This is a genomic window from Bacillus sp. 7_6_55CFAA_CT2 (assembly GCF_000238655.1).
Classification (GTDB): domain Bacteria; phylum Bacillota; class Bacilli; order Bacillales; family Bacillaceae_G; genus Bacillus_A; species Bacillus_A cereus.
Genome location: NZ_JH414708.1, coordinates 976,393 through 1,002,703 on the forward strand (window position 1 = coordinate 976,393; position 26,311 = coordinate 1,002,703).

Genomic DNA, 26,311 nt, shown 5'->3' on the forward strand with positions numbered 1-26,311 from the left:
TTTGGTAGTGAAACAGAGAATTATTACTGGAGTGGTTGCTGCCGCGCTATTCATTCCCATCGTAATATACGGTGGCGTGCCTTTTACGGTTTTAGTGTATGCACTTGCTTCTATAGGTTTATATGAATTAATTCGTATGAATAAGCTTACGCTTATTTCCATACCAACAGTTTTAGCTGCAGTATTATTGTGGATTCTTTTAATTCCAAGTAGTGCATCAGAACTGTTTACATGGATTGGATTAGGTAAATTGGAAATCACATTTGTGATTGTTTTATTACTTTTATCATATACAGTCCTTTCTAAGAATACATTTACTTTTGATAATGCTTCATTTTTACTGATGGCAACGACATATGTGGCAATGGGATTCTTATATTTAAATGAAACGAGAATATTAGGAATTAAATATGTATTTTGCGCATTATTTGTTATATGGGCTACTGATTCAGGCGCATATTTTGTAGGAAAAGCATTGGGCAAGAGAAAATTGTGGCCAGAAATCAGTCCAAATAAAACGATTGAAGGTTCATTAGGGGGAATCGTTTGTGGAATTATTGTGGCACTTGTTTACAACGTGTTCTTCCCAGTCGAATCGAATGTAGTAATTTTAATTGTGCTGACAATTATCATTTCTATTTTTGGACAAATTGGTGATTTAGTACAATCTGCTTTTAAACGTCATTATGGCGTAAAGGATTCAGGTACAATTTTACCTGGGCATGGTGGTATATTAGACCGAACAGATAGTTGGTTATTCGTTTTACCAATTCTTTATTTCTTATTACAATACAATTAATAAATGAACGAGGGGTTGGAGTCATGAAAAACATTAGTTTATTAGGTGCAAGCGGATCAATTGGTACACAAACTTTAGATGTATTACGCTCGCACCCAGACCAATTCCGTCTCGTTGCTTTTTCTGTAGGGAAAAATATTGACTACGCAGTAAAGGTAATTCAAGAATTTTCTCCGCAAATCGTCTCTGTGCAAAGAGAGGAAGATGTTTTAAAATTACAATCTGTTTCTGGTAATACAAAAATTGTATATGGTAGTGAAGGACTTTTAGAAGTAGCATTACATCCAGATGCGGAGATTGTAGTAAATGCTGTTGTAGGTAGCGTAGGGTTGTTACCAACACTTCGTGCAATTGAGGCGAAAAAAACAATTGGAATTGCAAATAAAGAAACGTTAGTAACTGCAGGACATCTTGTAATGGAAGCAGCACGAAAACATAATGTTTCGTTACTTCCAGTTGATAGTGAACATTCGGCTATTTTTCAATGCTTGAATGGTGAAAATGAAAAAAGAATTTCTCGTCTTATTATAACGGCTTCTGGTGGAAGTTTCCGCGATAAAACGAGGGATGAATTGCATCGTGTGACCGTAGAAGATGCGCTTCGACATCCAAACTGGTCAATGGGTTCGAAAATTACAATTGATTCTGCTACAATGATGAATAAGGGACTAGAAGTAATTGAAGCACATTGGCTTTTTGGTATCCCTTATGAGCAAATCGATGTTGTTTTACATAAAGAAAGTATTATCCATTCTATGGTTGAATTTGAAGATCGTAGTGTAATGGCGCAGCTTGGTTCACCTGATATGCGAGTACCAATTCAATACGCACTTACATATCCTGATAGATTGCCTCTTTCAGACACAAAACAGTTAAACTTATGGGAAATAGGGACGTTGCATTTTGAGAAAATGGACCAAGAACGATTCCGTTGTTTACGTTTTGCGTATGAAGCTGGAAAAGCAGGTGGAAGTATGCCAGCTGTAATGAACGCAGCGAATGAAGTAGCTGTTGAAGCCTTTTTACAAAAGAGAATTAATTTCTTAACAGTGGAAGACCTCATTGAAAAAGCAATGAACCATCACAATGTCATTGCACGACCGAGCTTAGAGGAAATTTTGGAAATTGATGCGGCCACAAGACGGTTTGTGATGGAACAAATTTAGCAAAGGTGGTTATGGAATTGAATACAGCGATTGCCTTTATATTAATTTTCGGTGCACTCGTATTTTTCCATGAGCTAGGGCATCTATATTTCGCAAAAAGAGCAGGTATTTTATGCCGCGAGTTTGCGATTGGTTTTGGTCCGAAAATATTCTCATTTGAAAAGAATGAAACGGTGTATACGATTCGATTACTGCCCCTTGGTGGCTATGTAAGAATGGCTGGCGAGGATGCGGACACAGTTGAGTTAAAGCCTGGGAAAAAGGTTGGCCTTGTATTAAATGAAAAAGACGAAGTTGTGAAATTAGTTTTTGATGGATATGAAAAGTATCCAAATGTTCGTGTTATTGAAGTCGAACAAGCTGATTTGGAGCATAATTTAACAATTTCGGGCTATGAAGAGTACGAGGAAGAGCTTCAAACATTCCGAGTGAATGAAAAGGCTCGTATTATTACTGCGGGGGAAGAAATTCAAATTGCCCCGTATAATAGACAATTTGGCTCGAAAAAACTAGGGCAACGCGCTTTAACAATCTTTGCGGGTCCTGCAATGAACTTCATTTTAGCATTTGTTATTTTTGTGATTCTTGGATTTGTACAAGGGGTCCCTATTGACAAACCAATGGTCGGAAAAGTGATGGATAACAGTGCAGCACAGCAAGCTGGATTGAAAGAGAATGATACAATTCAAGCTATTGATGGGAAAAACACAAGTACATGGAAAGATGTTGTTACTATTGTACGTGAAAACCCAAATAAAGAAATTACGTTACAAGTAAAGCGTGATAATGAACAGTTTAATGTGAAAGTAACGCCAACACTTGATAAAGAAGGAAAAGACGAAGTTGGTAGAATCGGTGTTTATTCTCCTGTAGAGAAAACAGTAATGGGTTCTATTAAATCAGGATTTGAACAAACGTACCAATGGACGAAACTAATTTTTGAATCTCTTGTTAAATTAGTAACTGGTCAATTTTCTATTAATGAGTTATCAGGTCCAGTAGGAATTTATAATCTAACAGATCAAGTTGTAGATTATGGGTTTACGCGTGTACTAAGTTTAGCTGCAGTTCTAAGCATTAATCTTGGTTTATTTAATTTATTACCAGTTCCTGCTTTAGATGGTGGCCGTTTATTCTTCTTCTTAATTGAAGCGTTACGAGGAAAACCAATTGATCGCCAAAAAGAAGGAATGGTTCACTTTATTGGTTTTGCATTATTAATGTTACTTATGTTAGTTGTAACTTGGAATGACATTCGTAAGTTTTTCTTGTAAAATAAAGTGAAACTTATAATGAAATAGAGCTCGTAGAATAAAATCCCTCACCTAACTCGAGGTGAGGGGTTTTACTGCGTGTAAGAGTAAAATGAAGAGGTGCAAATAAATGAAACAAAGTATGGTATTCAGTCCTACATTACGTGAAGTTCCAGCTGATGCTGAAATTAAGAGTCATCAGCTATTACTTCGTGCAGGTTTTATGCGTCAAAATGCTTCTGGTATTTATAGCTTTCTACCATTTGGATTAAAAGTATTACACAAAGTAGAACGTATCGTTCGAGAAGAAATGGAGCGCGCAGGAGCTGTAGAATTATTAATGCCAGCTATGCAAGCTGCGGAATTATGGCAAGAATCAGGTCGTTGGTATTCTTACGGATCTGAATTAATGCGTATGAAAGATCGTAATGCTCGTGAATTCGCATTAGGAGCGACACATGAGGAAGTAATTACGGATCTTGTGCGTGATGAAGTGAAATCATATAAAAAATTACCGTTAACATTATACCAAATTCAAACAAAATTCCGTGATGAGCAAAGACCTCGTTTCGGCTTATTACGTGGAAGAGAGTTTCTAATGAAAGATGCATACTCTTTCCATGCTACACAAGAGAGCTTAGATGAAGTATACGATCGCTTATATAAAGCATACTCTAACATTTTTGCTCGCTGTGGTTTGAATTTCCGTGCAGTTATTGCCGATTCTGGAGCAATGGGCGGAAAAGATACACATGAATTTATGGTATTATCTGATGTTGGTGAAGATACAATTGCATACTCTGACACATCTGATTATGCAGCAAACATCGAAATGGCTCCTGTTGTAGCTACGTATAAGAAGAGTGACGAAGCAGAAAAAGCACTTGAAAAAGTAGCAACACCAGACCAAAAAGCAATTGAAGAAGTATCTGCATTCTTAAACATTGCAGCTGACAAGTGCATTAAGTCTATGGTGTTTAAAGTAGATGAGAAATTAGTAGTTGTACTTGTTCGTGGTGATCACGAAGTAAACGATGTGAAAGTGAAAAATGTATACGGCGCTTCAGTTGTTGAGCTTGCTTCTCATGAAGAAGTAAAAGCATTATTAAATTGTGAAGTGGGTTCATTAGGACCGATTAATGTAACAGGTGATATCGAAATTATTGCTGATCATGCTGTAGCATCAATTGTTAACGGATGTTCAGGAGCGAATGAAGAAGGATTCCATTATGTAAATGTAAATCCAGAACGTGACTTTAAAGTAAGTCAATATACAGATTTACGCTTCATTCAAGAAGGAGACCAATCTCCAGATGGAAACGGAACAATTCTTTTCGCACGCGGAATTGAAGTTGGTCATGTATTCAAATTAGGAACTCGTTATAGTGAAGCAATGAACGCAACATTCCTAGATGAAAACGGAAAAACACAACCACTTATTATGGGTTGTTACGGTATCGGTGTATCTCGTACAGTAGCAGCAATTGCAGAGCAATTTAACGATGAGAACGGCTTAGTTTGGCCAAAAGCGGTAGCACCGTTCCATGTGCATGTAATTCCAGTAAATATGAAATCTGATGCACAACGTGAAATGGGTGAAAATATTTACAACTCATTACAAGAACAAGGCTATGAAGTGTTATTAGACGATCGTGCAGAACGTGCAGGTGTTAAATTTGCAGATGCAGATTTATTCGGTCTTCCAGTTCGTGTTACAGTTGGTAAAAAAGCAGACGAAGGTATTGTAGAAGTGAAAGTACGTGCTACAGGTGAGTCTGAAGAAGTAAAAGTAGAAGAACTTCAAACATATATTGCAAATATTTTAAAATAAGAAGAGGTACCTCGTAATGGGGTACCTTCTCTTTCTTTGTAAACGTATTTTGTAAAAGAAGAGGTGAGAAATCTTTCTTTGTGGTACGTTTCAATTTATAATAGCAAATGGAAGGAGAGTGCTTATGTCTTTAACAAATGAACAACAAGAGCGATTTCAAATTTTGCTCCAGCAGTTGCAAATACCAGACGACCTTATAAATCAATATTTACAAGGCGGTGGTATTGAAAGGCTCGTTATTGATAAAGCGAATAAAAGTTGGCATTTTGATTTACAAGTGCCACGTATTTTGCCTACAGAATTATATGAATTGCTAGAAACAAAGCTTAAGCAATCATTTTCTCATATTGCAAGAACAACATTTGCATTAGAAACAGAGAATAAACAATTTACAGAAGAAGAAGTGAGGGCGTATTGGCCGCTTTGTACGGAACGAATTACATTTTCACCTATGTTCGCATACTTAAAGAAGCAGCTTCCACAGGTGAATGGAGTTAAGTTGTTAATAAATGTAAATAACGAGCTGGAGTCTACGGCTTTAAAGAAAAACGTTGCGAAACCAGTAGGGGATCAATACGAAGTTTTTGGATTCCCGCGTTTTCAGTTAGACACACATATACAGCAAAATACAGAAGAAATGCAAAAGTTTCGTGAACAAACGCAGCAAGAAGACCGTGAGCGTGTTATACAAGCTATGGAAGAAATGGCGAAGAAGCAAGCTGAAGAAAGCAGCGTTGTGTATGAAGGACCGATTACACTCGGGTATCTTATTAAGCCAGATGAAGAGATTACACCGATGCGAGAAATTCAAGATGAAGAAAGAAGAAAAACGGTTCAAGGATATGTCTTCCATGTAGAAACAAAAGAGCTTCGTAGTGGGCGTACGTTATTAACTTTAAAAATAACGGATTATACGGATTCTATTATGATCAAAATGTTCTCACGTGACAAAGAAGATATTCCGATGCTGCAATCCTTGAAAAAAGGAATGTGGGTGAAAGCACGTGGTTCTGTTCAAAACGATACATTCGTTCGAGATTTAGTAATGATTGCAAATGATATTAATGAAATAACAGGACCGTCTCGTAAAGATAAAGCACCAGAAGGCGAAAAACGAGTAGAGCTGCATCTCCATACTCCGATGAGTCAAATGGACGCTGTCACTCCAGTTTCTAAGCTTGTTGCTCAAGCTGGTAAATGGGGACATGAGGCTATTGCGGTTACAGATCATGCCGTGGCTCAGTCTTTCCCAGAGGCGTATTCTGCAGGGAAGAAGGCTGGAGTTAAAGTTATATATGGTGTAGAAGCAAATCTAGTTAATGATGGTGTACCGATAGCGTATAATGAAGCGCATCGTTTACTTGCAGAGGAAACGTATGTTGTTTTCGACGTTGAGACGACAGGTTTATCAGCTGTATACGATACAGTCATTGAGTTGGCTGCCGTAAAAGTAAAGGGTGGCGAAATTATTGATCGCTTTGAATCTTTCGCAAATCCACATCAACCATTATCAGCGACGATTATTGAATTGACAGGTATTACGGATGATATGTTAACTGATGCACCTGAAGTGGACGAAGTGTTTAAAAAGTTTGAGGAATGGATGGGCGACCATACACTTGTTGCCCATAACGCGAGCTTTGATATGGGCTTTATTAACGTAGGTTTTAAAAAGGCTGGACTAGAAAAAACGAATAATCCAGTTATTGATACGTTAGAACTTGCACGATTCTTATTCCCAGAAATGAAAAATCATCGATTAAATACGATGTGTAAAAAACTTGATATTGAATTAACACAACATCACCGTGCGATTTATGATACAGAAGCGACGGGATATTTACTTGTGAAAATGTTGAAAGACGTAATTGAAAAGGGATTTGAATATCACGATCAATTAAATGATAGCATGGGACAAGGGGATGCGTATAAGCGTGGCCGTCCAAGTCATATGACGTTACTTGCCACATCGGATGTTGGATTGAAAAATTTATATAAACTTGTTTCATATTCTCACCTTAATTACTTTTACCGTGTACCACGTGTGCCGAGGTCACTATTAAAAAAATATCGTGAAGGACTTTTAGTAGGAACGGCTTGTGATAAAGGTGAAGTGTTCGAGGCGATGATGCAAAAGGCACCTGAAGAGGTAGAAGAAATTGCCCAGTTCTATGATTACATTGAAGTAATGCCTCCAGAGGTGTTGCGTCATTTAGTAGAACGTGAGCTTGTTCGAGACGAAGGTCAATTAAAAACAATTATTTCTAACTTAGTAAAACTAGGTGAGACGTTAGATAAACCAGTTGTTGCTACAGGAAACGTGCATTATTTAGACCCTGAGGATGCGATGTATCGTAAAATTTTAGTCAGTTCGCAGGGCGGAGCCAATCCGTTAAATCGACATTCATTACCGCCAGTACATTTCCGTACAACTGATGAGATGTTAGAATGTTTTTCATTCTTAGGTGAAGACAAAGCGAAAGAAGTTGTTGTAACAAATACACAAAAGATTGCGTCATTAATTGGTGATGTGCATCCAGTAAAAGACGATCTATACACACCGAAAATTGAAGGTGCTGATGATGAAACGCGTGATATGAGTTATAAAATGGCGCGTAGCATTTATGGTGAAGAGCTACCGGAAATTGTAGAAGCACGTTTAGAAAAAGAATTAAAAAGTATTATTGGGCATGGATTCGCCGTAATTTATTTAATTTCACATAAGCTTGTGAAAAAATCGTTAGTAGACGGATATCTAGTAGGTTCGCGTGGATCGGTAGGGTCATCATTTGTTGCAACGATGATGGAAATTACAGAAGTAAACCCATTACCACCACACTATGTATGTCCGAAGTGTAAGCAATCAGAATTCTTTAATGATGGTTCTGTAGGTTCTGGTTTTGACTTACCAGATAAAGAATGTCCTGCTTGTAATATTCCATATGTAAAAGATGGACATGACATTCCTTTCGAAACGTTCCTTGGATTTAAAGGAGATAAGGTGCCCGATATCGATTTGAACTTCTCCGGGGAATACCAACCACGTGCCCATAACTATACGAAAGTACTGTTCGGTGAAGACTATGTATATCGTGCAGGAACGATTGGTACAGTTGCGGAAAAAACTGCTTACGGATATGTAAAAGGTTATGCAAATGATCATAACTTAACGATTCGAAATGCAGAGATTGATCGCTTAGTAGCAGGGTGTACCGGTGTAAAACGTACAACAGGACAGCATCCAGGCGGTATTATCGTTGTGCCAGATTACATGGATATCTTTGATTTCTCACCAATACAGTACCCAGCTGATTCAATTGGTGCTGAATGGAGAACAACGCATTTTGATTTCCACTCGATTCATGATAATTTATTAAAACTTGATATACTAGGACACGATGATCCGACCGTTATTCGTATGTTACAAGATTTAAGTGGTATTGATCCGAAAACAATCCCAACGGATGATCCAGAAGTAATGAAAATTTTCTCTGGTCCAGAATCGTTAGGGGTAACGGAAGAGCAAATTAACTGTAAAACAGGTACACTTGGTATACCAGAGTTTGGTACAAAATTCGTAAGACAGATGTTAGAAGAGACGAAACCGACGACATTCTCAGAGTTAGTCCAAATTTCTGGACTATCACATGGTACTGACGTATGGCTTGGTAATGCAAACGAGTTAATTTATAACGGTACATGTACGCTGAGCGAAGTTATCGGTTGTCGTGATGACATCATGGTATATTTAATCTATCAAGGTCTAGATCCATCATTAGCCTTCAAAATCATGGAGTCGGTTCGTAAAGGTAAAGGTGTACCGGAAGAATGGGAAGAAGACATGAAAAATAATAATGTACCAGGTTGGTATATTGATTCATGTAAGAAGATTAAATACATGTTCCCTAAAGCCCATGCGGCTGCTTACGTACTTATGGCTGTACGTATCGCATACTTTAAAGTACATTTTGCACTGTTATTCTATGCCGCATATTTTACAGTTCGTGCAGATGATTTTGATGTAGAGGCAATGGCGAAAGGTTCAGCATCTATACGTGCAAGAATTGATGAAATTGCTCAAAAGGGACTAGATGCTGCGCCGAAAGAGAAAAGTTTATTAACAGTACTAGAAATGACACTTGAAATGTGTGAGCGTGGATACTCATTCCAAAAGGTGGATTTATACCGCTCACATGCAACAGAATTTATTATTGATGGAGACACATTAATTCCTCCATTTAATGCGGTACCTGGTCTTGGTACAAACGCAGCTTTAAGTATTGTGGAAGCACGTAAAAATGGAGACTTCTTATCAAAAGAGGACTTGCAGCAGCGTAGTAAGGTTTCGAAAACAATTATTGAGTATTTAGATAGTCAAGGTTGTTTAGGAGATTTACCGGATCAAAACCAGTTATCACTGTTCTAGTAGGTAGGAAAAGTCTTTGCAAATCAACATTTCCTATGATATACTATTAACCGAGATAACCATGTCATGTATATTGTGTAAAGAAAAGAGTGGGGAAACCCACTCTTTCGTGTTACTATCTATGTTTTCTCTACGTAGATAGGTAAAAGATTTCTGTCGTATATACATATTTTGTTACAAGTTTTACTTCTTAAATTTGGTAATACTAAGACAGATAATCCCTGCTGAACAGCAGGGGCTTTTGTTAGCTAACGAGAAAGAATAAGATAGACCGTTTTTAAAGTGGCGGGGTCTTCTTCTTTTAAATGGTACATGACGGCAGGAAGGAGGCTGTTTATGGATAAGAAAGTCACAGAAGTTGTAGAAGCATTTGCGCAGCCGATCGTTGAAGAGTTAAATCTTGAACTTGTAGATGTAGAGTATGTGAAAGAAGGACAAGACTGGTTCTTACGCGTATTCATCGATTCTGAAAAGGGAGTCGACATTGAAGAATGCGGTGCGGTAAGTGAACGTTTAAGCGAAGCTTTAGATAAAGAGGATCCAATTCCTCATCTTTACTTTTTGGATGTATCATCTCCTGGAGCGGAACGCCCATTAAAGAAAGAAAAAGACTTCCAGCAAGCGGTAGGAAAACAAGTGGCAATTAAAACATATGAGCCGATTGATGGTGAAAAGATGTTTGAAGGAAAACTACTTTCTTACGATGGTACAACAATAACATTATTATTAACAATTAAAACACGTAAAAAAGAAATCCAAATTTCGATGGATAAAGTCGCAAATGCGCGACTTGCTGTTACGTTTTAGTTAGAAGGGGGATCTTCATGAGCACTGAGTTATTAGATGCTTTGCTCGTATTAGAATCTGAAAAAGGCATTAGCAAAGACATTATTATTGATGCGATTGAAGCAGCTTTAATCTCTGCTTATAAGCGCAATTTTAATCAAGCACAAAACGTTCGTGTGAGCTTTAACCCAGAAGTGGGAACAATTCAAGTTTTAGCACGTAAAGACGTAGTAGACAATGTGTTTGATCCACGTCTTGAAATTTCTGTAGAGGAAGCAAGACAAATTAATCCAAACTACCAAGATGGTGACGTACTAGAAATTGAAGTAACACCAAAAGACTTTGGTCGTATTGCAGCACAAACTGCAAAACAAGTTGTCACACAACGAGTGCGTGAAGCAGAGCGCGGTGTTATTTACTCTGAGTTTAGTGACCGTGAAGAAGATATTATGGTAGGTATTGTACAACGTCAAGATGCTCGTTTCATCTATGTAAGCTTAGGAAAAGTAGAAGCTTTATTACCTGTAAGTGAGCAAATGCCTAATGAGCAATACAAACCACATGATCGTATTCGCGTATTCATTACGAAAGTAGAAAAAACGACAAAAGGACCACAAATTTACGTATCACGTACACATCCTGGTCTTTTAAAACGTTTATTCGAAATGGAAGTTCCTGAAATCTATGATGGAACTGTAGAAATTCGTTCTGTAGCACGTGAAGCTGGCGATCGCTCTAAGATCTCTGTATATGCAGAGAACACTGATGTTGATCCAGTTGGTTCTTGTGTAGGACCAAAAGGGCAACGTGTACAACGCATTGTAGACGAATTAAAAGGTGAAAAAATTGACATCGTCCGCTGGTCAAATGATCCAGTTGAATATGTTGCAAATGCATTAAGCCCATCACAAGTTGTTAAAGTACTTGTAGATGAAGAAGAAAAAGCGACAACAGTAGTTGTTCCAGACCACCAGTTATCATTAGCTATCGGTAAGCGTGGACAAAATGCACGTCTTGCAGCTAAATTAACAGGCTGGAAAATTGATATTAAGAGTGAGTCTGATGCGAAACAACTTGGTATTGTAACAGAAGAAGATAGCGTAATCGCATTTGGATTCGATTCAGTGGAAGACGAAATCGAATAGAGGTGATGAGTATGAGCAATCGAAAAGTTCCGTTACGAAAATGTGTTGCAACGCAAGAAATGAAATCAAAACGAGAGCTCGTTCGCATTGTTCGTTCCAAAGAGGGAGAAGTGTCCATTGATTTAACTAGGGAAAAAATCAGGACGAGGTGCTTACTTGTCGAAGGACAAGGAGAGCATTCTTCAAGCTCAAAAGAAAAATGTTTTGGAACATCATCTAAAAGCGAAAATCGACGGTTCTTTATATGAAGAGCTTCTTGAGCTTGTTGAGAAGGAGTCGAAATAAGTGTCCGATTGGAAATCGTTTTTAGGACTAGCAAACCGGGCTCGGAAAATTATTTCGGGTGAAGAACTCGTTTTAAAAGAAGTACGAAGTGGCAAAGCAAAACTTGTATTGCTATCTGAAGATGCGTCAGTAAATACTACAAAACGCATCACAGATAAAACTACGTACTACAACGTACCAATGAGAAAGGTCGAAAATCGACAACAATTAGGGCATGCGATTGGGAGAGATGAGCGAGTCGTTGTAGCTGTGTTAGATGTAGGCTTTGCGAAAAAGCTGCGTAGCATGCTCGATACAAATTACCGGGGGTGAAGGTATGAGTAAAATTCGAGTGCATGAATATGCAAAAAAACATAATATCTCAAGTAAAGATCTTATGACAAAACTAAAAGAAATGAATATCGAGGTTTCGAATCATATGACAATGTTAGACGATGAAGTAGTAAATAAATTAGATAATGAATATCAAACTGAAAAACCTTCTGTTGCAGATGAGTTTGAAGTAGAAGAAAAAGTTGTTCGCAGTAAAAAGAACAGCAATAAGAAAAAGAAAAAAGGCAAAGGAAACGAAGACAAACGTCAAGAGAACTTTGCTGGTAGACAACAAACTCAAATTGTAGAAACACCAGATAAAATTACTTTCTCTGGAAGCCTTACAGTAGGAGATCTTGCTAAAAAATTAAGCAAAGAGCCATCTGAAATTATTAAGAAGCTCTTCATGCTTGGAATTATGGCAACAATTAACCAAGACTTGGATAAAGATACAATTGAGTTAATTGCTAACGACTACGGTATTGAAGTAGAAGAAGAAGTAATTGTAAGCGAGACTGAGTTTGAAACATTCATTGATGAGCAAGATGATGAAGAGAACTTAAAAGAACGTCCAGCTGTAGTTACAATCATGGGACACGTTGACCATGGTAAAACAACATTACTGGATTCTATTCGTAACTCAAAAGTAACTGCAGGCGAAGCGGGTGGAATTACTCAGCATATCGGTGCATATCAAGTTGAAGTAAACGATAAGAAGATTACATTCTTAGATACACCTGGTCACGCAGCATTTACAACGATGCGTGCTCGTGGGGCACAAGTAACGGATATTACAATCCTTGTTGTTGCAGCGGATGACGGTGTTATGCCACAAACGGTTGAAGCAATTAACCATGCGAAGGCAGCAGGAGTACCAATTATTGTTGCTGTGAATAAAATGGATAAACCAGCTGCAAACCCTGATCGCGTAATGCAAGAACTAACTGAATATGAATTAGTTCCAGAAGCTTGGGGCGGAGATACTATTTTCGTACCAATTTCTGCAATTCAAGGCGAAGGCATTGACAACTTACTAGAAATGATCCTTCTTGTAAGTGAAGTAGAAGAATATAAAGCAAATCCAAACCGCTATGCAACTGGTACAGTAATCGAAGCACAGCTTGATAAAGGTAAAGGAACTATCGCGACATTACTTGTTCAAAATGGTACGCTTCGAGTTGGAGATCCAATCGTTGTTGGAACTTCATTCGGACGTGTTCGTGCAATGGTAAGTGATATTGGTCGTCGTGTAAAAGTTGCTGGTCCATCAACTCCTGTTGAAATTACTGGTTTAAACGAAGTACCACAGGCTGGAGATCGTTTCATGGCATTTGCTGATGAGAAGAAAGCTCGTCAAATTGGTGAATCACGTGCACAAGAAGCGTTAGTTGCACAACGTGGTGAGAAATCTAAATTAAGCCTTGAAGATTTATTCCAACAAATCCAAGAGGGCGATGTAAAAGAAATTAACTTAATCGTAAAAGCAGACGTACAAGGTTCTGTTGAAGCAATGGCAGCATCACTTCGTAAAATTGATGTTGAAGGCGTAAAAGTTAAAATCATTCACACTGGTGTAGGTGCGATTACAGAATCTGATATCATTTTAGCTTCTGCATCTAATGCAATTGTAATTGGATTTAACGTACGTCCAGATGTGAACGCGAAGCGTACAGCTGAATTAGAGAACGTTGATATTCGTTTACACCGTATTATTTATAAAGTAATCGAAGAGATTGAAGCAGCTATGCAAGGTATGCTTGATCCAGAATTCGAAGAAAAAGTAATCGGTCAAGCAGAAGTTCGTCAAACGTTTAAAGTAACAAAAGTTGGAACAATCGCAGGTTGTTACGTAACAGACGGTAAAATTACGCGTGATAGTGGCGTACGTATTATCCGTGACGGCGTAGTAATTTTCGAAGGACAACTTGATACGTTAAAACGTTTCAAAGACGATGTAAAAGAAGTTGCACAAAACTATGAGTGTGGTATTACAATTGAGAGATATAATGATCTTAAAGAAGGGGACATCATTGAAGCGTACATTATGGAAGAAGTGAAGCGATGATTATCGCTTCACTCTCATTCGAGTGTATGATTTACGATGTGCATTCTTTAAAAGAGAAACGTGCAATTTTACAACGTGTGTTAACTCGTGTAAAACAGCGCTATAATGTAGCTGTTTCTGAAGTTGGGCACCAAGATGTATGGCAACGTACAGAAATTGCAGTTGTTTCCGTATCCTCAAATCGTGTTATCTGTGAGAAAGAAATGAATCGTGTACTTGAGTACATCGATTCATTTCCTGAAATTGAACGTACAATAACACATTTGGAATGGTATTGAATGAGGTGAAGAGTTATGAAATTACGTGCGAACCGTGTGGGCGAGCAAATGAAAAAAGAATTAGGCGACATTATCAGTCGTAAAATTAAAGACCCACGTATTGGATTTGTTACAGTAACTGATGTACAAGTGAGTGGTGATTTACAAATTGCTAAAGTATATATTTCTGTTTTAGGTGATGAAGAACAGAAAGAAAATACTTTAAAAGGTTTAGCGAAGGCAAAAGGCTTTATTCGTTCAGAAATTGGCCAACGTATTCGTCTTCGTAAAACACCAGAAATTACCTTTGAGTTTGATGAGTCTATCGGATATGGTCATCGAATTGATACACTTTTACATGAAATTAATAAAGACGGTAAACGTGAAGAATAATGGATAGACATTTGTCTATCCATTTTTTCAATGCAAAATAAGTTTTGGATATTTACTACGAGAGAATTATGATGAGGTGAACATATATGGAAGGTGTAGTATTATTACATAAGCCAAAAGGCATGACATCACATGATTGTGTATTTAAATTAAGAAAGATATTGCGAGAAAAGAGAATTGGTCATACGGGAACATTAGACCCTGATGTAACAGGAGTATTACCAATTTGCGTTGGAAGAGCAACGAAAATTGCACAATTTTTAACAAGTGAAACGAAAACATATGAAGGTGAAGTAACATTAGGGTTTTCAACGACAACTGAAGATGCTTCTGGTGAGGTTGTTGAAACGAAAAATGTAGATCGTACTATTACTCGTAAGGAAGTAGAGAAAGTCCTTGCGGAATTAACAGGCACGATTGAACAAATGCCACCAATGTTCTCGGCTGTAAAAGTAAACGGGAAAAAATTATACGAATATGCAAGAGCAGGGCAAGAGGTGGAACGTCCAGTTCGTACAATTACAATTCATGAATTCATATTACTTGATGATCGTGAAGTTTTTGAAGGAGAAAATATTTCATTCCGTTTCCGTGTAACGTGTAGTAAAGGAACATATGTAAGAACGTTAGCTGTAATGATCGGGGAAAAACTTGGTTTCCCATCACATATGTCGCACCTTATAAGAACGGCATCTGGTGAATTTTTATTAGAAGATTGCATATCATTTGAAGAAATTGAAGAAAACGTGCAAAATGGAACAGTAGAGTCTATCTTCATTTCAATTGATGAAGCATTAAGTAAGTTTCCAAAAATGGTTGTAGATGAAAAGCAAGCAGAGAAAATAAAGAATGGTATGTTCTTAAAAAATGAATTAGAAATAACAGCACCATTTATTACAGTGTTTGATAAAAATGATCGTTGCTTAGCAATTTATGAACATCATCCGAAACATCCTGGTATGCTAAAGCCGATGAAAGTACTTGTGAATAATCAAGAACTAAAGCTATAATGAATTATTGGAAGGATTATTACAGAAAAAGGTGAATTCAAGCGTGAAACTTATTCATTTAACTCATCCACATGAACAAAATAAATTAGAATTACCACCTACTGTAATGGCATTAGGATTTTTTGATGGCATTCATTTAGGACATCAATGTGTAATTCGAACTGCGAAAAAAATAGCGGACGACCGAGGATATAAAAGTGCAGTTATGACATTTCATCCTCATCCATCTGTTGTTTTAGGAAAAAAGGATGCGCATGTGGAGTATATTACACCGATGCGCGATAAAGAAAAAATAGTCGAAAGCTTAGGAATCGATATATTATATGTAATTAAATTTGATGAATCATTTGCAGGGTTATTACCGCAACAATTTGTAGATGATTATATTATTGGTTTAAATGTAAAGCATGTAGTAGCAGGGTTTGATTATTCATATGGACGTTTAGGAAAAGGAAAGATGGAGACTTTACCATTTCATGCAAGAGGGGAGTTTACACAGACTGTGATTGAAAAAGTTGAATTTCAAGAAGAGAAAGTAAGTTCTACAGCATTACGAAAGTTAATTCGAAATGGCGAAATGGAGCAAATTCCATCTATTTTAGGTAGAGCCTATACTGTAGCGGGAACAGTTATACACGGCGACAAACGTGGACGTCAAATTGGTTTTCCAACAGCTAATGTAGGTTTAAGTGATGAGTATTTATTGCCACCTGTAGGTGTTTATGCAGTGAGATTAAAAGTTCACGGTGAATGGTACGATGGTGTATGTAATATTGGATATAAACCGACTTTTAAAGAAGATGAGCGTCAATTATCAATTGAAGTGCATTTATTTGAATTTAACAAAGATATATACGATCAAAATGTTACAGTAGAGTGGCATATGCGTATAAGAGCAGAAAAGAAATTCAACGGTATTGATGAGTTAGTTGAACAAATCGCAAAAGATAAGAAAACAGCCCAAGAATATTTTGTGAGCGAAAAGAATATACTTGCTTTTTCAAATGAAAAGTAGTATTCTATGTTATGTACTTTATGACAACCATTGCTTGGCATTGCGACTCACCGACGCTTGCTAGGTAATTGGGGGTTTAATTAATAGGAGGTGAAATAGGATGGCTTTAACACAAGAGCGTAAAAATGAAATCATTGCACAATTTAGAACTCATGAGACTGATACTGGTTCTCCAGAGGTTCAAATTGCTGTCCTAACGGAGCAAATTAACACTCTAAACGAGCACTTACGTACTCACAAGAAAGATCATCATTCACGTCGTGGTCTATTAAAGATGGTTGGTAAACGTCGTAACTTACTAACTTACCTTCGTAATAGCGATATCACACGTTACCGTGAATTAATCACAAAGCTTGGCTTACGTCGATAGTCAAAGAAGCGGGAATATTCCCGCTTTTTTGTTAGGTAAAAATATATCTTCTACGCTTTATAGCTTACTTAATTTTAGGCAATACTAGAGGTAGAATATTGTGATATACTATCCATTTACATAGAAGAATTGAATACTTTAAATTGAGAGGGGTACTTAAATGAGTCAAGAAAAGCAAGTCTTCTCGATAGATTTAGCTGGTCGCCAGCTAACAGTTGAAACTGGTCAGCTTGCAAAACAAGCGAACGGAGCAGTATTAGTAAGATATGGCGATACAGCGGTTCTATCTACAGCAACTGCATCAAAAGAAGCAAAAAATGTAGATTTCTTCCCACTTACAGTAAACTATGAAGAGCGTTTATATGCAGTCGGAAAAATTCCTGGCGGTTTCATTAAACGTGAAGGTCGTCCAAGTGAAAAAGCAATTTTGGCAAGTCGTTTAATCGACCGTCCAATCCGTCCACTTTTCGCAGATGGTTTCCGTAACGAAGTACAAGTTGTCAGCATCGTAATGAGTGTTGATCAAGATTGTTCTTCTGAAATGGCAGCTATGCTTGGTTCTTCATTAGCGTTATCGATTTCAGATATTCCATTTGAAGGTCCAATCGCGGGTGCAACAGTTGGTCGTATTAACGGCGAATTCGTTATCAACCCAACAGTAGAACAGCAAGAACAAAGTGATATTCACCTTGTTGTAGCTGGTACGAAAGATGCAATTAACATGGTTGAAGCAGGAGCAGATCAAGTGCCTGAGGAAACAATGTTAGAAGCAATTATGTTTGGTCATGACGAAATTAAACGTCTAATTGCATTCCAAGAAGAGATTGTACAAGCTGTAGGTAAAGAGAAATCAGAAGTGAAACTTTATGAAGTTGACGCTGATCTTAACCAAGCTGTACGTGAAATGGCTGAAGAAGATATGCATTCAGCAATTCAAGTACATGAGAAGCATGCACGTGAAGATGCAATTAACGAAGTGAAAAAGCGTGTTATTGAGCATTACGAAGCGCAGGAAGCTGACGCTGATACATTAGGACAAGTAAATGAGATTTTATATAAAATTGTAAAAGAAGAAGTACGTCGTCTTATTACAGTTGAAAAAATCCGCCCAGATGGCCGTAAAGGTGACGAAATCCGTCCATTAGCATCAGAGGTTGGCATTTTATCTCGTACACACGGTTCTGGTTTGTTCACTCGTGGACAAACACAAGCATTAAGTATTTGTACATTAGGTGCATTAGGCGATGTGCAAATTTTAGATGGTCTTGGTGTAGAAGAATCAAAACGCTTTATGCACCATTACAATTTCCCATCATTTAGTGTTGGTGAAACTAGACCAATGCGTGGACCAGGTCGTCGTGAAATCGGTCACGGTGCACTAGGAGAACGCGCACTTGAGCCTGTAATTCCATCTGAAAAAGATTTCCCATACACAGTACGTCTTGTATCTGAAGTTTTAGAATCAAATGGTTCTACTTCACAAGCAAGTATTTGTGGTAGTACTTTAGCAATGATGGATGCTGGTGTTCCACTTAAAGCTCCAGTTGCAGGTATTGCAATGGGTCTAGTTAAAACTGGTGAGCATTACACAATTTTATCTGATATTCAAGGTATGGAAGATCATTTAGGTGATATGGACTTTAAAGTAGCAGGTACAGCACAAGGTGTAACTGCACTACAAATGGACATTAAAATCGATGGTCTATCTCGTGAGATTTTAGAAGAGGCATTACAACAAGCGAAAGTTGGTCGTGTGCACATTCTAAATCATATGTTATCTGTTATTCCAGAGCCACGCACTGAATTATCAGCGTACGCTCCAAAGATTATTACAATGACAATTAATCCAGATAAAATCCGTGACGTTATCGGACCGAGCGGTAAACAAATCAATAAAATTATTGAAGAAACTGGCGTTAAAATTGACATCGAGCAAGATGGCACAGTATTCATTTCTTCAATAAACCAAGAAATGAACGACAAAGCTAAGAAAATTATCGAAGATATCGTTCGCGAAGTACAAGTAGGTGAAATCTACGAAGGAAAAGTGAAACGTGTTGAGAAATTCGGTGCTTTCGTTGAATTATTCAGCGGTAAAGATGGATTAGTTCACATTTCTGAACTTGCACTTGAGCGTGTAGGTAAAGTAGAAGACGTTGTAAAAATCGGTGACGTAATTACGGTTAAAGTTATCGAGATTGACAAGCAAGGTCGTGTTAATCTATCTAGAAAAGTATTGCTAAAAGAAGAGCAAGAAAAAGAAGCTGCTAAAGAAGAAAACAAACAAGAGCAGCAATAAGCGAAAGCCAGTTTAACTGGCTTTTTTTGTTATGTAAAAATATGATTTATATATATTTTTATGTCAGTATAGGTATAGTTTTCATTATAACGCTCAAATTAACAAAGATAAGAAGAAAAATGTTTTTTTATATAGTTAATTTGGGAGGGTTTATATGAAAGTTCGTATATTGGCATACATATGTATATTTTCTTTATATGTCAGTTTAGGCTCTTATTCTGTTTTTGCACAGGATAACTTATATGAAGAAATTCAAAAGCATGCAAAACAATATGAGATTGCACCTCAAAATGCGATGATTGATAAGATATGGAAAGCAACACCAGGATATAATGGAAGACAAGTTGATATGGAAGCATCCTATAACAATATGAAGAAACTAAAGGAATTTGATCAAAAACACCTTGAATTTAAGGAAGTATCACCGAGTGTCCACTTAGAAGATTTATCACCTGCTCCAATTTATAGGGGGCATCCGAATAAAAAGATGGTGGGATTAACAATAAATGTGGCATGGGGAAACGAGTATTTGCCTCGTATATTAGAAATATTGAAAAAGCATGATGTGAAGGCGACTTTCTTTTTAGAAGGACGTTGGGTGAAAGAAAATTTACGATTTGCAAAAATGATTGTCGATGCAAATCAAGAAGTCGGAAATCATTCTTATACGCACCCTAATATGAAAACGCTATCGTCTGATGAAATACGAGAGCAGTTACAAAAAACAAATCGAATGATTGAAGCTGCTACGAATCAAAAGGTGAGATGGTTTGCCCCGCCGAGTGGAAGTTTTCGGGATGAAGTCGTGAAAATCGCTGATGATTTCCAAATGGGAACGATTATGTGGACTGTCGATACAATCGATTGGAAGCGACCTGAGCCAGATGTACTATTGCAGAGAGTAATGAGAAAAATACACCCAGGTGCTATCGTATTAATGCATCCTACTTCGTCAACGGCAGAAGCATTAGATACAATGATTAAAAAATTGAAGGAACAAGGATATAAAGTAGGGAATATAACAGAATTACTGGATGAAAAACGTGTGGATTAAATACATTTGCATGACATTCATCCTTAAACTTGTTATCATTAAATAATAGCACTTATTTAGAGAAACTGGCAGTAGGAGGAAAGTTTTTGATTAAAAAATATACTTGTAAAAATGGTGTAAGAATAGTTATGGAGAATATACCAACTGTAAGATCGGTTGCGATTGGTATTTGGATCCATGCGGGATCAAGAAATGAAAATGAAAAAAATAACGGGATTTCTCACTTTTTAGAGCATATGTTCTTTAAAGGGACAGAAACACGTAGTGCACGCGAAATTGCAGAATCATTTGATAGTATTGGTGGGCAAGTGAATGCTTTTACTTCAAAAGAGTACACTTGTTACTATGCAAAAGTGCTAGATGAACATGCTAAATATGCTTTAGATGTATTAGCTGACATGTTCTTTAATTCAACATTTGATGAAGAAGAATTGAAAAAAGAGAAGAATGTCGTATGTGAAGAAATTAAAATGTACGAAGATGCTCCAGACGATATTGTGCATGATATGTTAACGAAAGCAACATATGAAACGCATCCGCTTGGATATCCTATTTTAGGAACAGAAGAAACACTTGATACGTTTACAGGTGATACGCTACGCCAATATATTAAGGATCATTATACACCTGAAAATGTAGTTGTTTCAGTTGCAGGAAATATTGATGAAGCCTTCTTACAAACGGTAGAGCAATATTTCGGTAGTTATGAAGGAACAACAAACCGTGAACAAGTACATAGTCCAATTTTCCATTTTAACAAAGTAGCACGTAAAAAGGAAACAGAACAAGCTCATTTATGTTTAGGATATAAAGGCTTACAAATGGGACACGAAGATATTTATAACTTAATTGTATTAAATAACGTTTTAGGCGGTAGTATGAGTAGCCGTTTATTCCAAGAAGTACGTGAGCAACGTGGGTTAGCTTACTCAGTATTTTCTTACCATTCTTCTTATGAAGATACAGGTATGTTAACACTGTATGGTGGAACAGGTAGTCAACAATTAGATACACTGTATGAAACAATGCAAGAAACATTAGAAACATTGAAAAATACAGGTATTACAGAAAAAGAGCTTATTAATAGTAAAGAGCAATTAAAAGGAAACTTAATGTTAAGTTTAGAAAGTACGAATAGTCGTATGAGCCGTAATGGTAAAAATGAATTGCTACTTCGTAAGCATCGTTCACTTGATGAGATTATCGAAAGTGTAAACACTGTAACAAAAGAAAATGTAGATGGGTTAATTCGTAACATGTTTACAGATGAATTCTCTGCAGCATTAATTAGTCCAGATGGAAAACTTCCAAAAGGAATAAAACTATAATCAACTTTTACGATGTATCTGAAAATAACCTTCTCTCATTTTAAATGAGAGAAGGTTATTTTTTTTATACATATAGAATAGGTACTAATTATAGACAATGCAAATGAAAAATTTAGTAGGGGAGTGGAGTGAGTATGCGATTAAGTGAATTAAGCGGTAAAGAGGTTGTAGATATAGAAAAAGCGGAAAAAATGGGAGCCTTAGGTTATATGGATTTAGAGATTAATGAGAAAGACGGACAAATACAAACACTTATAATACCTGTAGGGAAGTGGGGAGGTTTTAAAAAGGAACCACAAGAAGTAAGAGTAGCATGGAGTCAAATAAAGAAAGTCGGACACGATATGCTTCTTTGTGATAGTATAGATCGTTCAAATTCGGAGTGAAGGATGGCCATTTTGGTCATCTTTTTTTGTATCTACATAGAAACCTGATAAATCATATGTGCATTTGGATTTTCAATCACCATAAACTCGTACATTACATATGATGTGGAGGAAAAAGAAAAAGTAGGCACTTTTCTTATAAATGACAGAAAAAGAAGGTGAATTAGGGAATGTTGACTGAGATGCATATTGCTGTCATAGGAGGAGATGCAAGGCAGCTAGAAGTAATTCGTAAGCTAGTTGAATTGGATGCGAAACTTTCTTTGATAGGTTTTGATCAGTTAGATCATGGTTTCACAGGGGCAGCAAAAGAAAGTATACAAAATTTAGATTTCACTTCTGTAGACGCAATTATTTTGCCGGTTGCCGGTACAAATGCCAAAGGAGAAGTAGATACTATTTTTTCAAATGAAAAAGTTTCAATAACGAAAGAACAAATTGAAAATACACCAGAACACTTTACTATATATTCAGGTATTGGTACATCTTACTTGGAAAATCTCGTATCTACTACGAATCGAAAACTTGTTAAATTATTTGATCGTGATGATGTAGCAATATACAATTCTATTCCAACGGTAGAAGGTACATTAATGATGGTAATTCAACATACCGACTATACAATTCATGGGTCCAATGTAATGGTTCTAGGATTTGGGAGAACAGGAATGAGTGTTGCGAGAGCATTTCAATCATTAGGAGCCCATGTCAAAGTTGGAGCAAGACGATCTGAACATATTGCACGTATTACAGAAATGATGTTTTCTCCTTTTCATATGCAAGACATAGAGAAAGAAGTAGGAAATATCGATATTGTAATTAATACGATTCCGCATCTCGTTGTAACAGCGAATGTTATTGCAAAAATGCCAGCTCATACGTTAGTGATTGATTTAGCTTCTAAACCAGGCGGTACTGACTTTAGATATGCGGAAAAAAGAGGAGTCAAAGCATTGCTAGCACCTGGATTACCAGGTATTGTTGCCCCAAAAACGGCTGGGCAAATTTTAGCAAATGTTCTTTCTCAGTTATTAGCAGCAGATGCAATTGCAAAGGAGGAGGAAAAGAAATGAGTTTGAAGGGGAAACGAATTGGTTTCGGATTTACAGGTTCACATTGTACGTACGAAGAAGTAATGCCTCATTTAGAAAAATTAATTGCTGAGGGAGCAGAAGTACGTCCTGTTGTTTCTTACACTGTTCAATCAACAAATACTAGATTTGGAGAAGGAGCAGAGTGGATTAAGAAGATTGAAGAAATAACAGGTTTTAAAGCAATTAATTCAATCGTTGGTGCAGAACCACTAGGACCTAAAATTCCACTAGATTGTATGGTAATTGCACCACTAACAGGCAATTCTATGAGTAAATTTGCAAATGCAATGACAGACTCTCCAGTATTAATGGCAGCGAAAGCGACGTTAAGAAATGGCAAGCCTGTCGTATTGGCTGTTTCGACGAATGATGCTCTAGGGCTTAATGGAGTAAATCTCATGCGCCTAATGGCAACAAAAAACATCTACTTCGTCCCATTCGGCCAAGATGCACCAGAGAAAAAACCGAACTCAATGGTAGCTCGCATGGAGCTGCTGGAAGATACAGTGTTAGAAGCGCTGCAAGGGAAGCAATTGCAACCGGTGGTCGTAGAAAAATTCAGATATATGAATTAAAAAACGAAAAAAACGGACAATTTTTGATGAAACCATCATTCTTACTGTAGAATATGATAAAATTAACGTTATTAAGATCAGAAGGGGTATTGTATACTCCTTCTGATTCTAAGTTATAGAAGGATTGGTATCTAGAAAGGGGCATAGTGATGGAAAAGCAAAAAACTTTTCATGTCGCTGTAGTTGGAGCAACCGGCGCAGTTGGTGAACAAATGTTAAATACTTTAGAGAAACGAGAATTTCCAATCGGGAAATTAACGTTACTTTCATCTAAACGATCTGCAGGTAAGAAACTTGTATTTAAAGGCGAAGAATTTACAGTTCAAGAGGCAACTCCTGAAAGCTTTGAAGGAGTAGATATCGCACTATTTAGTGCTGGTGGATCTGTATCGAAACAATTAGCGCCAGAAGCAGCAAAACGCGGTGCGATTGTTGTTGATAATACAAGTGCATTCCGTATGACAGAAAACGTGCCACTTGTTGTACCTGAAGTAAATGAAAACGACTTAAAAGAACATAATGGTATTATTGCAAATCCAAACTGTTCTACAATTCAAATGGTAGTAGCTCTTGAGCCAGTTCGTCAGCAATATGGTTTAAAACGAGTAATCGTTTCCACATATCAAGCTGTATCAGGTGCTGGTGCGGCAGCTATTGAAGAACTGCATGAACAATCACAAGCAATCTTAAATGGCGAAGAAGTTAAGGCAAATGTTCTTCCTGTATCAGGTGATAAGAAGCATTTCCCAATTGCTTTTAATGCGATTCCACAGATTGATAAATTCCAAGATAATGGATTTACGTTTGAAGAAATGAAAATGATTAACGAAACGAAAAAAATTATGCATATGCCTGAATTAGAAGTAGCGGCAACATGTGTACGTTTACCAGTTGTATCAGGACACTCTGAGTCTGTTTACATCGAAGTAGAAAAAGAAGGCGTAACAGTAGCAGAATTAAAGAGCTTACTTGCAAATGCGGAAGGTATTGTTCTGCAAGATAATCCAGAAGAGCAGTTATATCCAATGCCAGCTACTGCAGTAGGTAAAAACGAAGTATTCGTTGGAAGAATCCGTAAAGATTTAAATAACGATAAAGGATTCCATCTTTGGGTCGTATCTGATAACTTATTAAAAGGCGCTGCATGGAATTCTGTTCAAATTGCAGAGCGCTTAGTAAAATTACAATTAGTGTAAACGGCTAAGAGAAGGTGCAAAATATGAAAATAATTGTTCAAAAATTTGGTGGCACATCAGTACGTGATGACAATGGACGTAAGCATGCGCTTCATCATATAAAAAAATCATTAGCTGCTGGTTATAAAGTAGTTACTGTCGTATCTGCTATGGGCCGTAAAGGTGAACCATATGCAACGGATACGTTATTAAGTCTTGTAAATCAAGAGGAATCTACTATTTCTAAACGTGAGCAAGATTTATTATTATCATGCGGAGAGTTAATCTCTGCAATTGTTTTCTCTAATATGTTGAATGAGAACGGTATAAAAGCAGCAGCATTAAATGGTGCACAAGCTGGTTTTGTAACGAATGATGACTTTACGAATGCAAAGATTATTGAAATGAATTGCGATCGTATACATGAAGAGTTAGAAAATGTAGATGTAATCGTCGTTACAGGATTTCAAGGGCAAACGAAAAAAGGTGATACGACAACACTTGGACGCGGAGGTAGTGATACTTCAGCTTCAGCATTAGGTGTTGCACTTCATGCTGAATATATCGATATATTCACTGATGTAGAAGGTGTTATGACTGCGGATCCTCGTATTGTAAAAGATGCACGTCATCTTCAAACTGTAACGTATAACGAAATTTGTAACATGGCTTATCAAGGTGCGAAAGTCGTTCATCCACGTGCAGTTGAAATTGCGATGCATGCAAAAGTGCCACTTCGTGTACGTTCTACGTATTCTGAAAGTGAAGGTACTCTTATTGCAGCATACGATGGTGCTACAAAAGGGCAGGATGTAGAAGAACGTCCTGTTACAGGTATTGCCCACGTATCGAACGTAACGCAAATTAAAGTACTTGCAAAAGAAACGGCATACGACATACAGCAGCATGTATTTAAAGAAATGGCAAACGAAGGCATTAGTGTTGATTTAATTAACATTTCTCCTACTGGTGTAGCTTACACAGTAAATGATAATGTATCAGCTCGTGCTGTCGAAGTGCTAAAACAACTTGGATATGAGCCAATTGTGACAGAACATTGTGCGAAAGTATCTATCGTTGGAGCTGGAATGGCAGGCATCCCAGGGGTTACTGCAAAAATCGTTACAGCTTTAGCAGAAAAAGGTATTCAAATCCTGCAATCGGCAGATAGTCATACAACAATTTGGGTTCTTGTAAAAGAAATTGATTTGGTGGAGGCTGTAAATGCATTACATAGTGCGTTTGAGCTTTCAAAAGAAAAGCAACTGGAACAATAAGGAGTGAGAC

22 protein-coding genes and 1 pseudogene are annotated in these 26,311 nt (G+C 37.2%); all 23 read left to right on the plus strand.

The genetic code is table 11. The features are described 5' to 3' along the window. Positions 1 to 7 precede the first annotated feature (7 nt). Positions 8 to 799, plus strand: coding sequence for a phosphatidate cytidylyltransferase (cdsA, locus tag HMPREF1014_RS05360; RefSeq protein WP_000813580.1), 792 nt, complete (start codon positions 8 to 10; stop codon positions 797 to 799). A gap of 23 nt (positions 800 to 822) precedes the next feature. Beyond that, the gene (gene dxr, locus HMPREF1014_RS05365) at positions 823 to 1,965 is read left to right on the plus strand and encodes a 1-deoxy-D-xylulose-5-phosphate reductoisomerase (protein WP_000790376.1); all 1,143 of its coding nucleotides are present in this window, start codon (positions 823 to 825) and stop codon (positions 1,963 to 1,965) included. A 17-nt stretch (positions 1,966 to 1,982) separates the two neighbouring features. Continuing rightward, positions 1,983 to 3,239: an RIP metalloprotease RseP gene (rseP, locus tag HMPREF1014_RS05370; RefSeq protein WP_001090243.1), complete on the plus strand. Its 1,257-nt coding sequence runs from the start codon at positions 1,983 to 1,985 to the stop codon at positions 3,237 to 3,239. A gap of 109 nt (positions 3,240 to 3,348) precedes the next feature. Further along, complete coding sequence (locus tag HMPREF1014_RS05375; RefSeq protein WP_000814297.1) at positions 3,349 to 5,049, plus strand: proline--tRNA ligase; 1,701 nt, start codon at positions 3,349 to 3,351, stop codon at positions 5,047 to 5,049. Positions 5,050 to 5,173: 124 nt separating this feature from the next. Further along, positions 5,174 to 9,475: a PolC-type DNA polymerase III gene (locus HMPREF1014_RS05380; RefSeq protein ID WP_000060006.1), complete on the plus strand. Its 4,302-nt coding sequence runs from the start codon at positions 5,174 to 5,176 to the stop codon at positions 9,473 to 9,475. Positions 9,476 to 9,811: 336 nt separating this feature from the next. Further along, the gene (gene rimP / locus HMPREF1014_RS05385) at positions 9,812 to 10,282 is read left to right on the plus strand and encodes a ribosome maturation factor RimP (RefSeq protein ID WP_000359096.1); all 471 of its coding nucleotides are present in this window, start codon (positions 9,812 to 9,814) and stop codon (positions 10,280 to 10,282) included. 17 nt (positions 10,283 to 10,299) lie between these two features. Further along, positions 10,300 to 11,406 (plus strand): transcription termination factor NusA, encoded by a 1,107-nt coding sequence (gene nusA, locus HMPREF1014_RS05390; protein WP_000102604.1) that lies wholly within the window; start codon positions 10,300 to 10,302, stop codon positions 11,404 to 11,406. Positions 11,407 to 11,417: 11 nt separating this feature from the next. Next, positions 11,418 to 11,691, plus strand: a pseudogene (gene rnpM, locus HMPREF1014_RS05395) (RNase P modulator RnpM). Continuing rightward, complete coding sequence (locus HMPREF1014_RS05400) at positions 11,692 to 12,003, plus strand: YlxQ family RNA-binding protein (RefSeq protein WP_001286524.1); 312 nt, start codon at positions 11,692 to 11,694, stop codon at positions 12,001 to 12,003. 4 nt (positions 12,004 to 12,007) lie between these two features. Then, a complete protein-coding gene (infB, locus tag HMPREF1014_RS05405; protein ID WP_000036343.1) occupies positions 12,008 to 14,068 on the plus strand; it encodes a translation initiation factor IF-2 in 2,061 nt (686 codons plus the stop codon). Next, a complete protein-coding gene (locus tag HMPREF1014_RS05410; RefSeq protein WP_000582367.1) occupies positions 14,065 to 14,346 on the plus strand; it encodes a DUF503 domain-containing protein in 282 nt (93 codons plus the stop codon). Before infB ends, HMPREF1014_RS05410 begins: the two co-directional genes overlap by 4 nt. A gap of 15 nt (positions 14,347 to 14,361) precedes the next feature. Continuing rightward, on the plus strand, positions 14,362 to 14,718 hold the full coding sequence (gene rbfA, locus HMPREF1014_RS05415; RefSeq protein WP_000776437.1) for a 30S ribosome-binding factor RbfA: 357 nt from the start codon (positions 14,362 to 14,364) through the stop codon (positions 14,716 to 14,718). 86 nt (positions 14,719 to 14,804) lie between these two features. Beyond that, a complete protein-coding gene (truB, locus tag HMPREF1014_RS05420) occupies positions 14,805 to 15,728 on the plus strand; it encodes a tRNA pseudouridine(55) synthase TruB (RefSeq protein ID WP_000399348.1) in 924 nt (307 codons plus the stop codon). Positions 15,729 to 15,771: 43 nt separating this feature from the next. Then, entirely contained in the window at positions 15,772 to 16,743 is a 972-nt protein-coding gene (ribF, locus tag HMPREF1014_RS05425; protein WP_000766704.1) for a bifunctional riboflavin kinase/FAD synthetase, read from the plus strand. 100 nt (positions 16,744 to 16,843) lie between these two features. Then, positions 16,844 to 17,113, plus strand: coding sequence for a 30S ribosomal protein S15 (gene rpsO / locus HMPREF1014_RS05430; RefSeq protein ID WP_001229392.1), 270 nt, complete (start codon positions 16,844 to 16,846; stop codon positions 17,111 to 17,113). Between the two features lie 160 nt (positions 17,114 to 17,273). Beyond that, the gene (gene pnp, locus HMPREF1014_RS05435) at positions 17,274 to 19,412 is read left to right on the plus strand and encodes a polyribonucleotide nucleotidyltransferase (RefSeq protein ID WP_000076737.1); all 2,139 of its coding nucleotides are present in this window, start codon (positions 17,274 to 17,276) and stop codon (positions 19,410 to 19,412) included. Between the two features lie 154 nt (positions 19,413 to 19,566). Beyond that, positions 19,567 to 20,466 carry a polysaccharide deacetylase family protein gene (locus HMPREF1014_RS05440; RefSeq protein ID WP_000868232.1) on the plus strand — a complete coding sequence of 300 codons (900 nt, stop codon included), beginning with the start codon at positions 19,567 to 19,569 and terminating at the stop codon, positions 20,464 to 20,466. Between the two features lie 86 nt (positions 20,467 to 20,552). Then, complete coding sequence (locus HMPREF1014_RS05445) at positions 20,553 to 21,794, plus strand: M16 family metallopeptidase (protein WP_000592989.1); 1,242 nt, start codon at positions 20,553 to 20,555, stop codon at positions 21,792 to 21,794. A gap of 134 nt (positions 21,795 to 21,928) precedes the next feature. Next, positions 21,929 to 22,180 (plus strand): YlmC/YmxH family sporulation protein, encoded by a 252-nt coding sequence (locus HMPREF1014_RS05450; RefSeq protein ID WP_001239756.1) that lies wholly within the window; start codon positions 21,929 to 21,931, stop codon positions 22,178 to 22,180. Between the two features lie 170 nt (positions 22,181 to 22,350). Continuing rightward, entirely contained in the window at positions 22,351 to 23,253 is a 903-nt protein-coding gene (gene dpaA / locus HMPREF1014_RS05455) for a dipicolinic acid synthetase subunit A (RefSeq protein ID WP_000954742.1), read from the plus strand. After that, positions 23,250 to 23,849, plus strand: coding sequence for a dipicolinate synthase subunit B (gene dpaB, locus HMPREF1014_RS05460; RefSeq protein ID WP_000053596.1), 600 nt, complete (start codon positions 23,250 to 23,252; stop codon positions 23,847 to 23,849). Before dpaA ends, dpaB begins: the two co-directional genes overlap by 4 nt. Positions 23,850 to 23,998: 149 nt before the next feature. After that, a complete protein-coding gene (asd, locus tag HMPREF1014_RS05465) occupies positions 23,999 to 25,045 on the plus strand; it encodes an aspartate-semialdehyde dehydrogenase (RefSeq protein WP_000414846.1) in 1,047 nt (348 codons plus the stop codon). A gap of 23 nt (positions 25,046 to 25,068) precedes the next feature. Next, positions 25,069 to 26,301 (plus strand): aspartate kinase, encoded by a 1,233-nt coding sequence (gene dapG / locus HMPREF1014_RS05470; protein ID WP_000692453.1) that lies wholly within the window; start codon positions 25,069 to 25,071, stop codon positions 26,299 to 26,301. Positions 26,302 to 26,311: the final 10 nt, after the last annotated feature.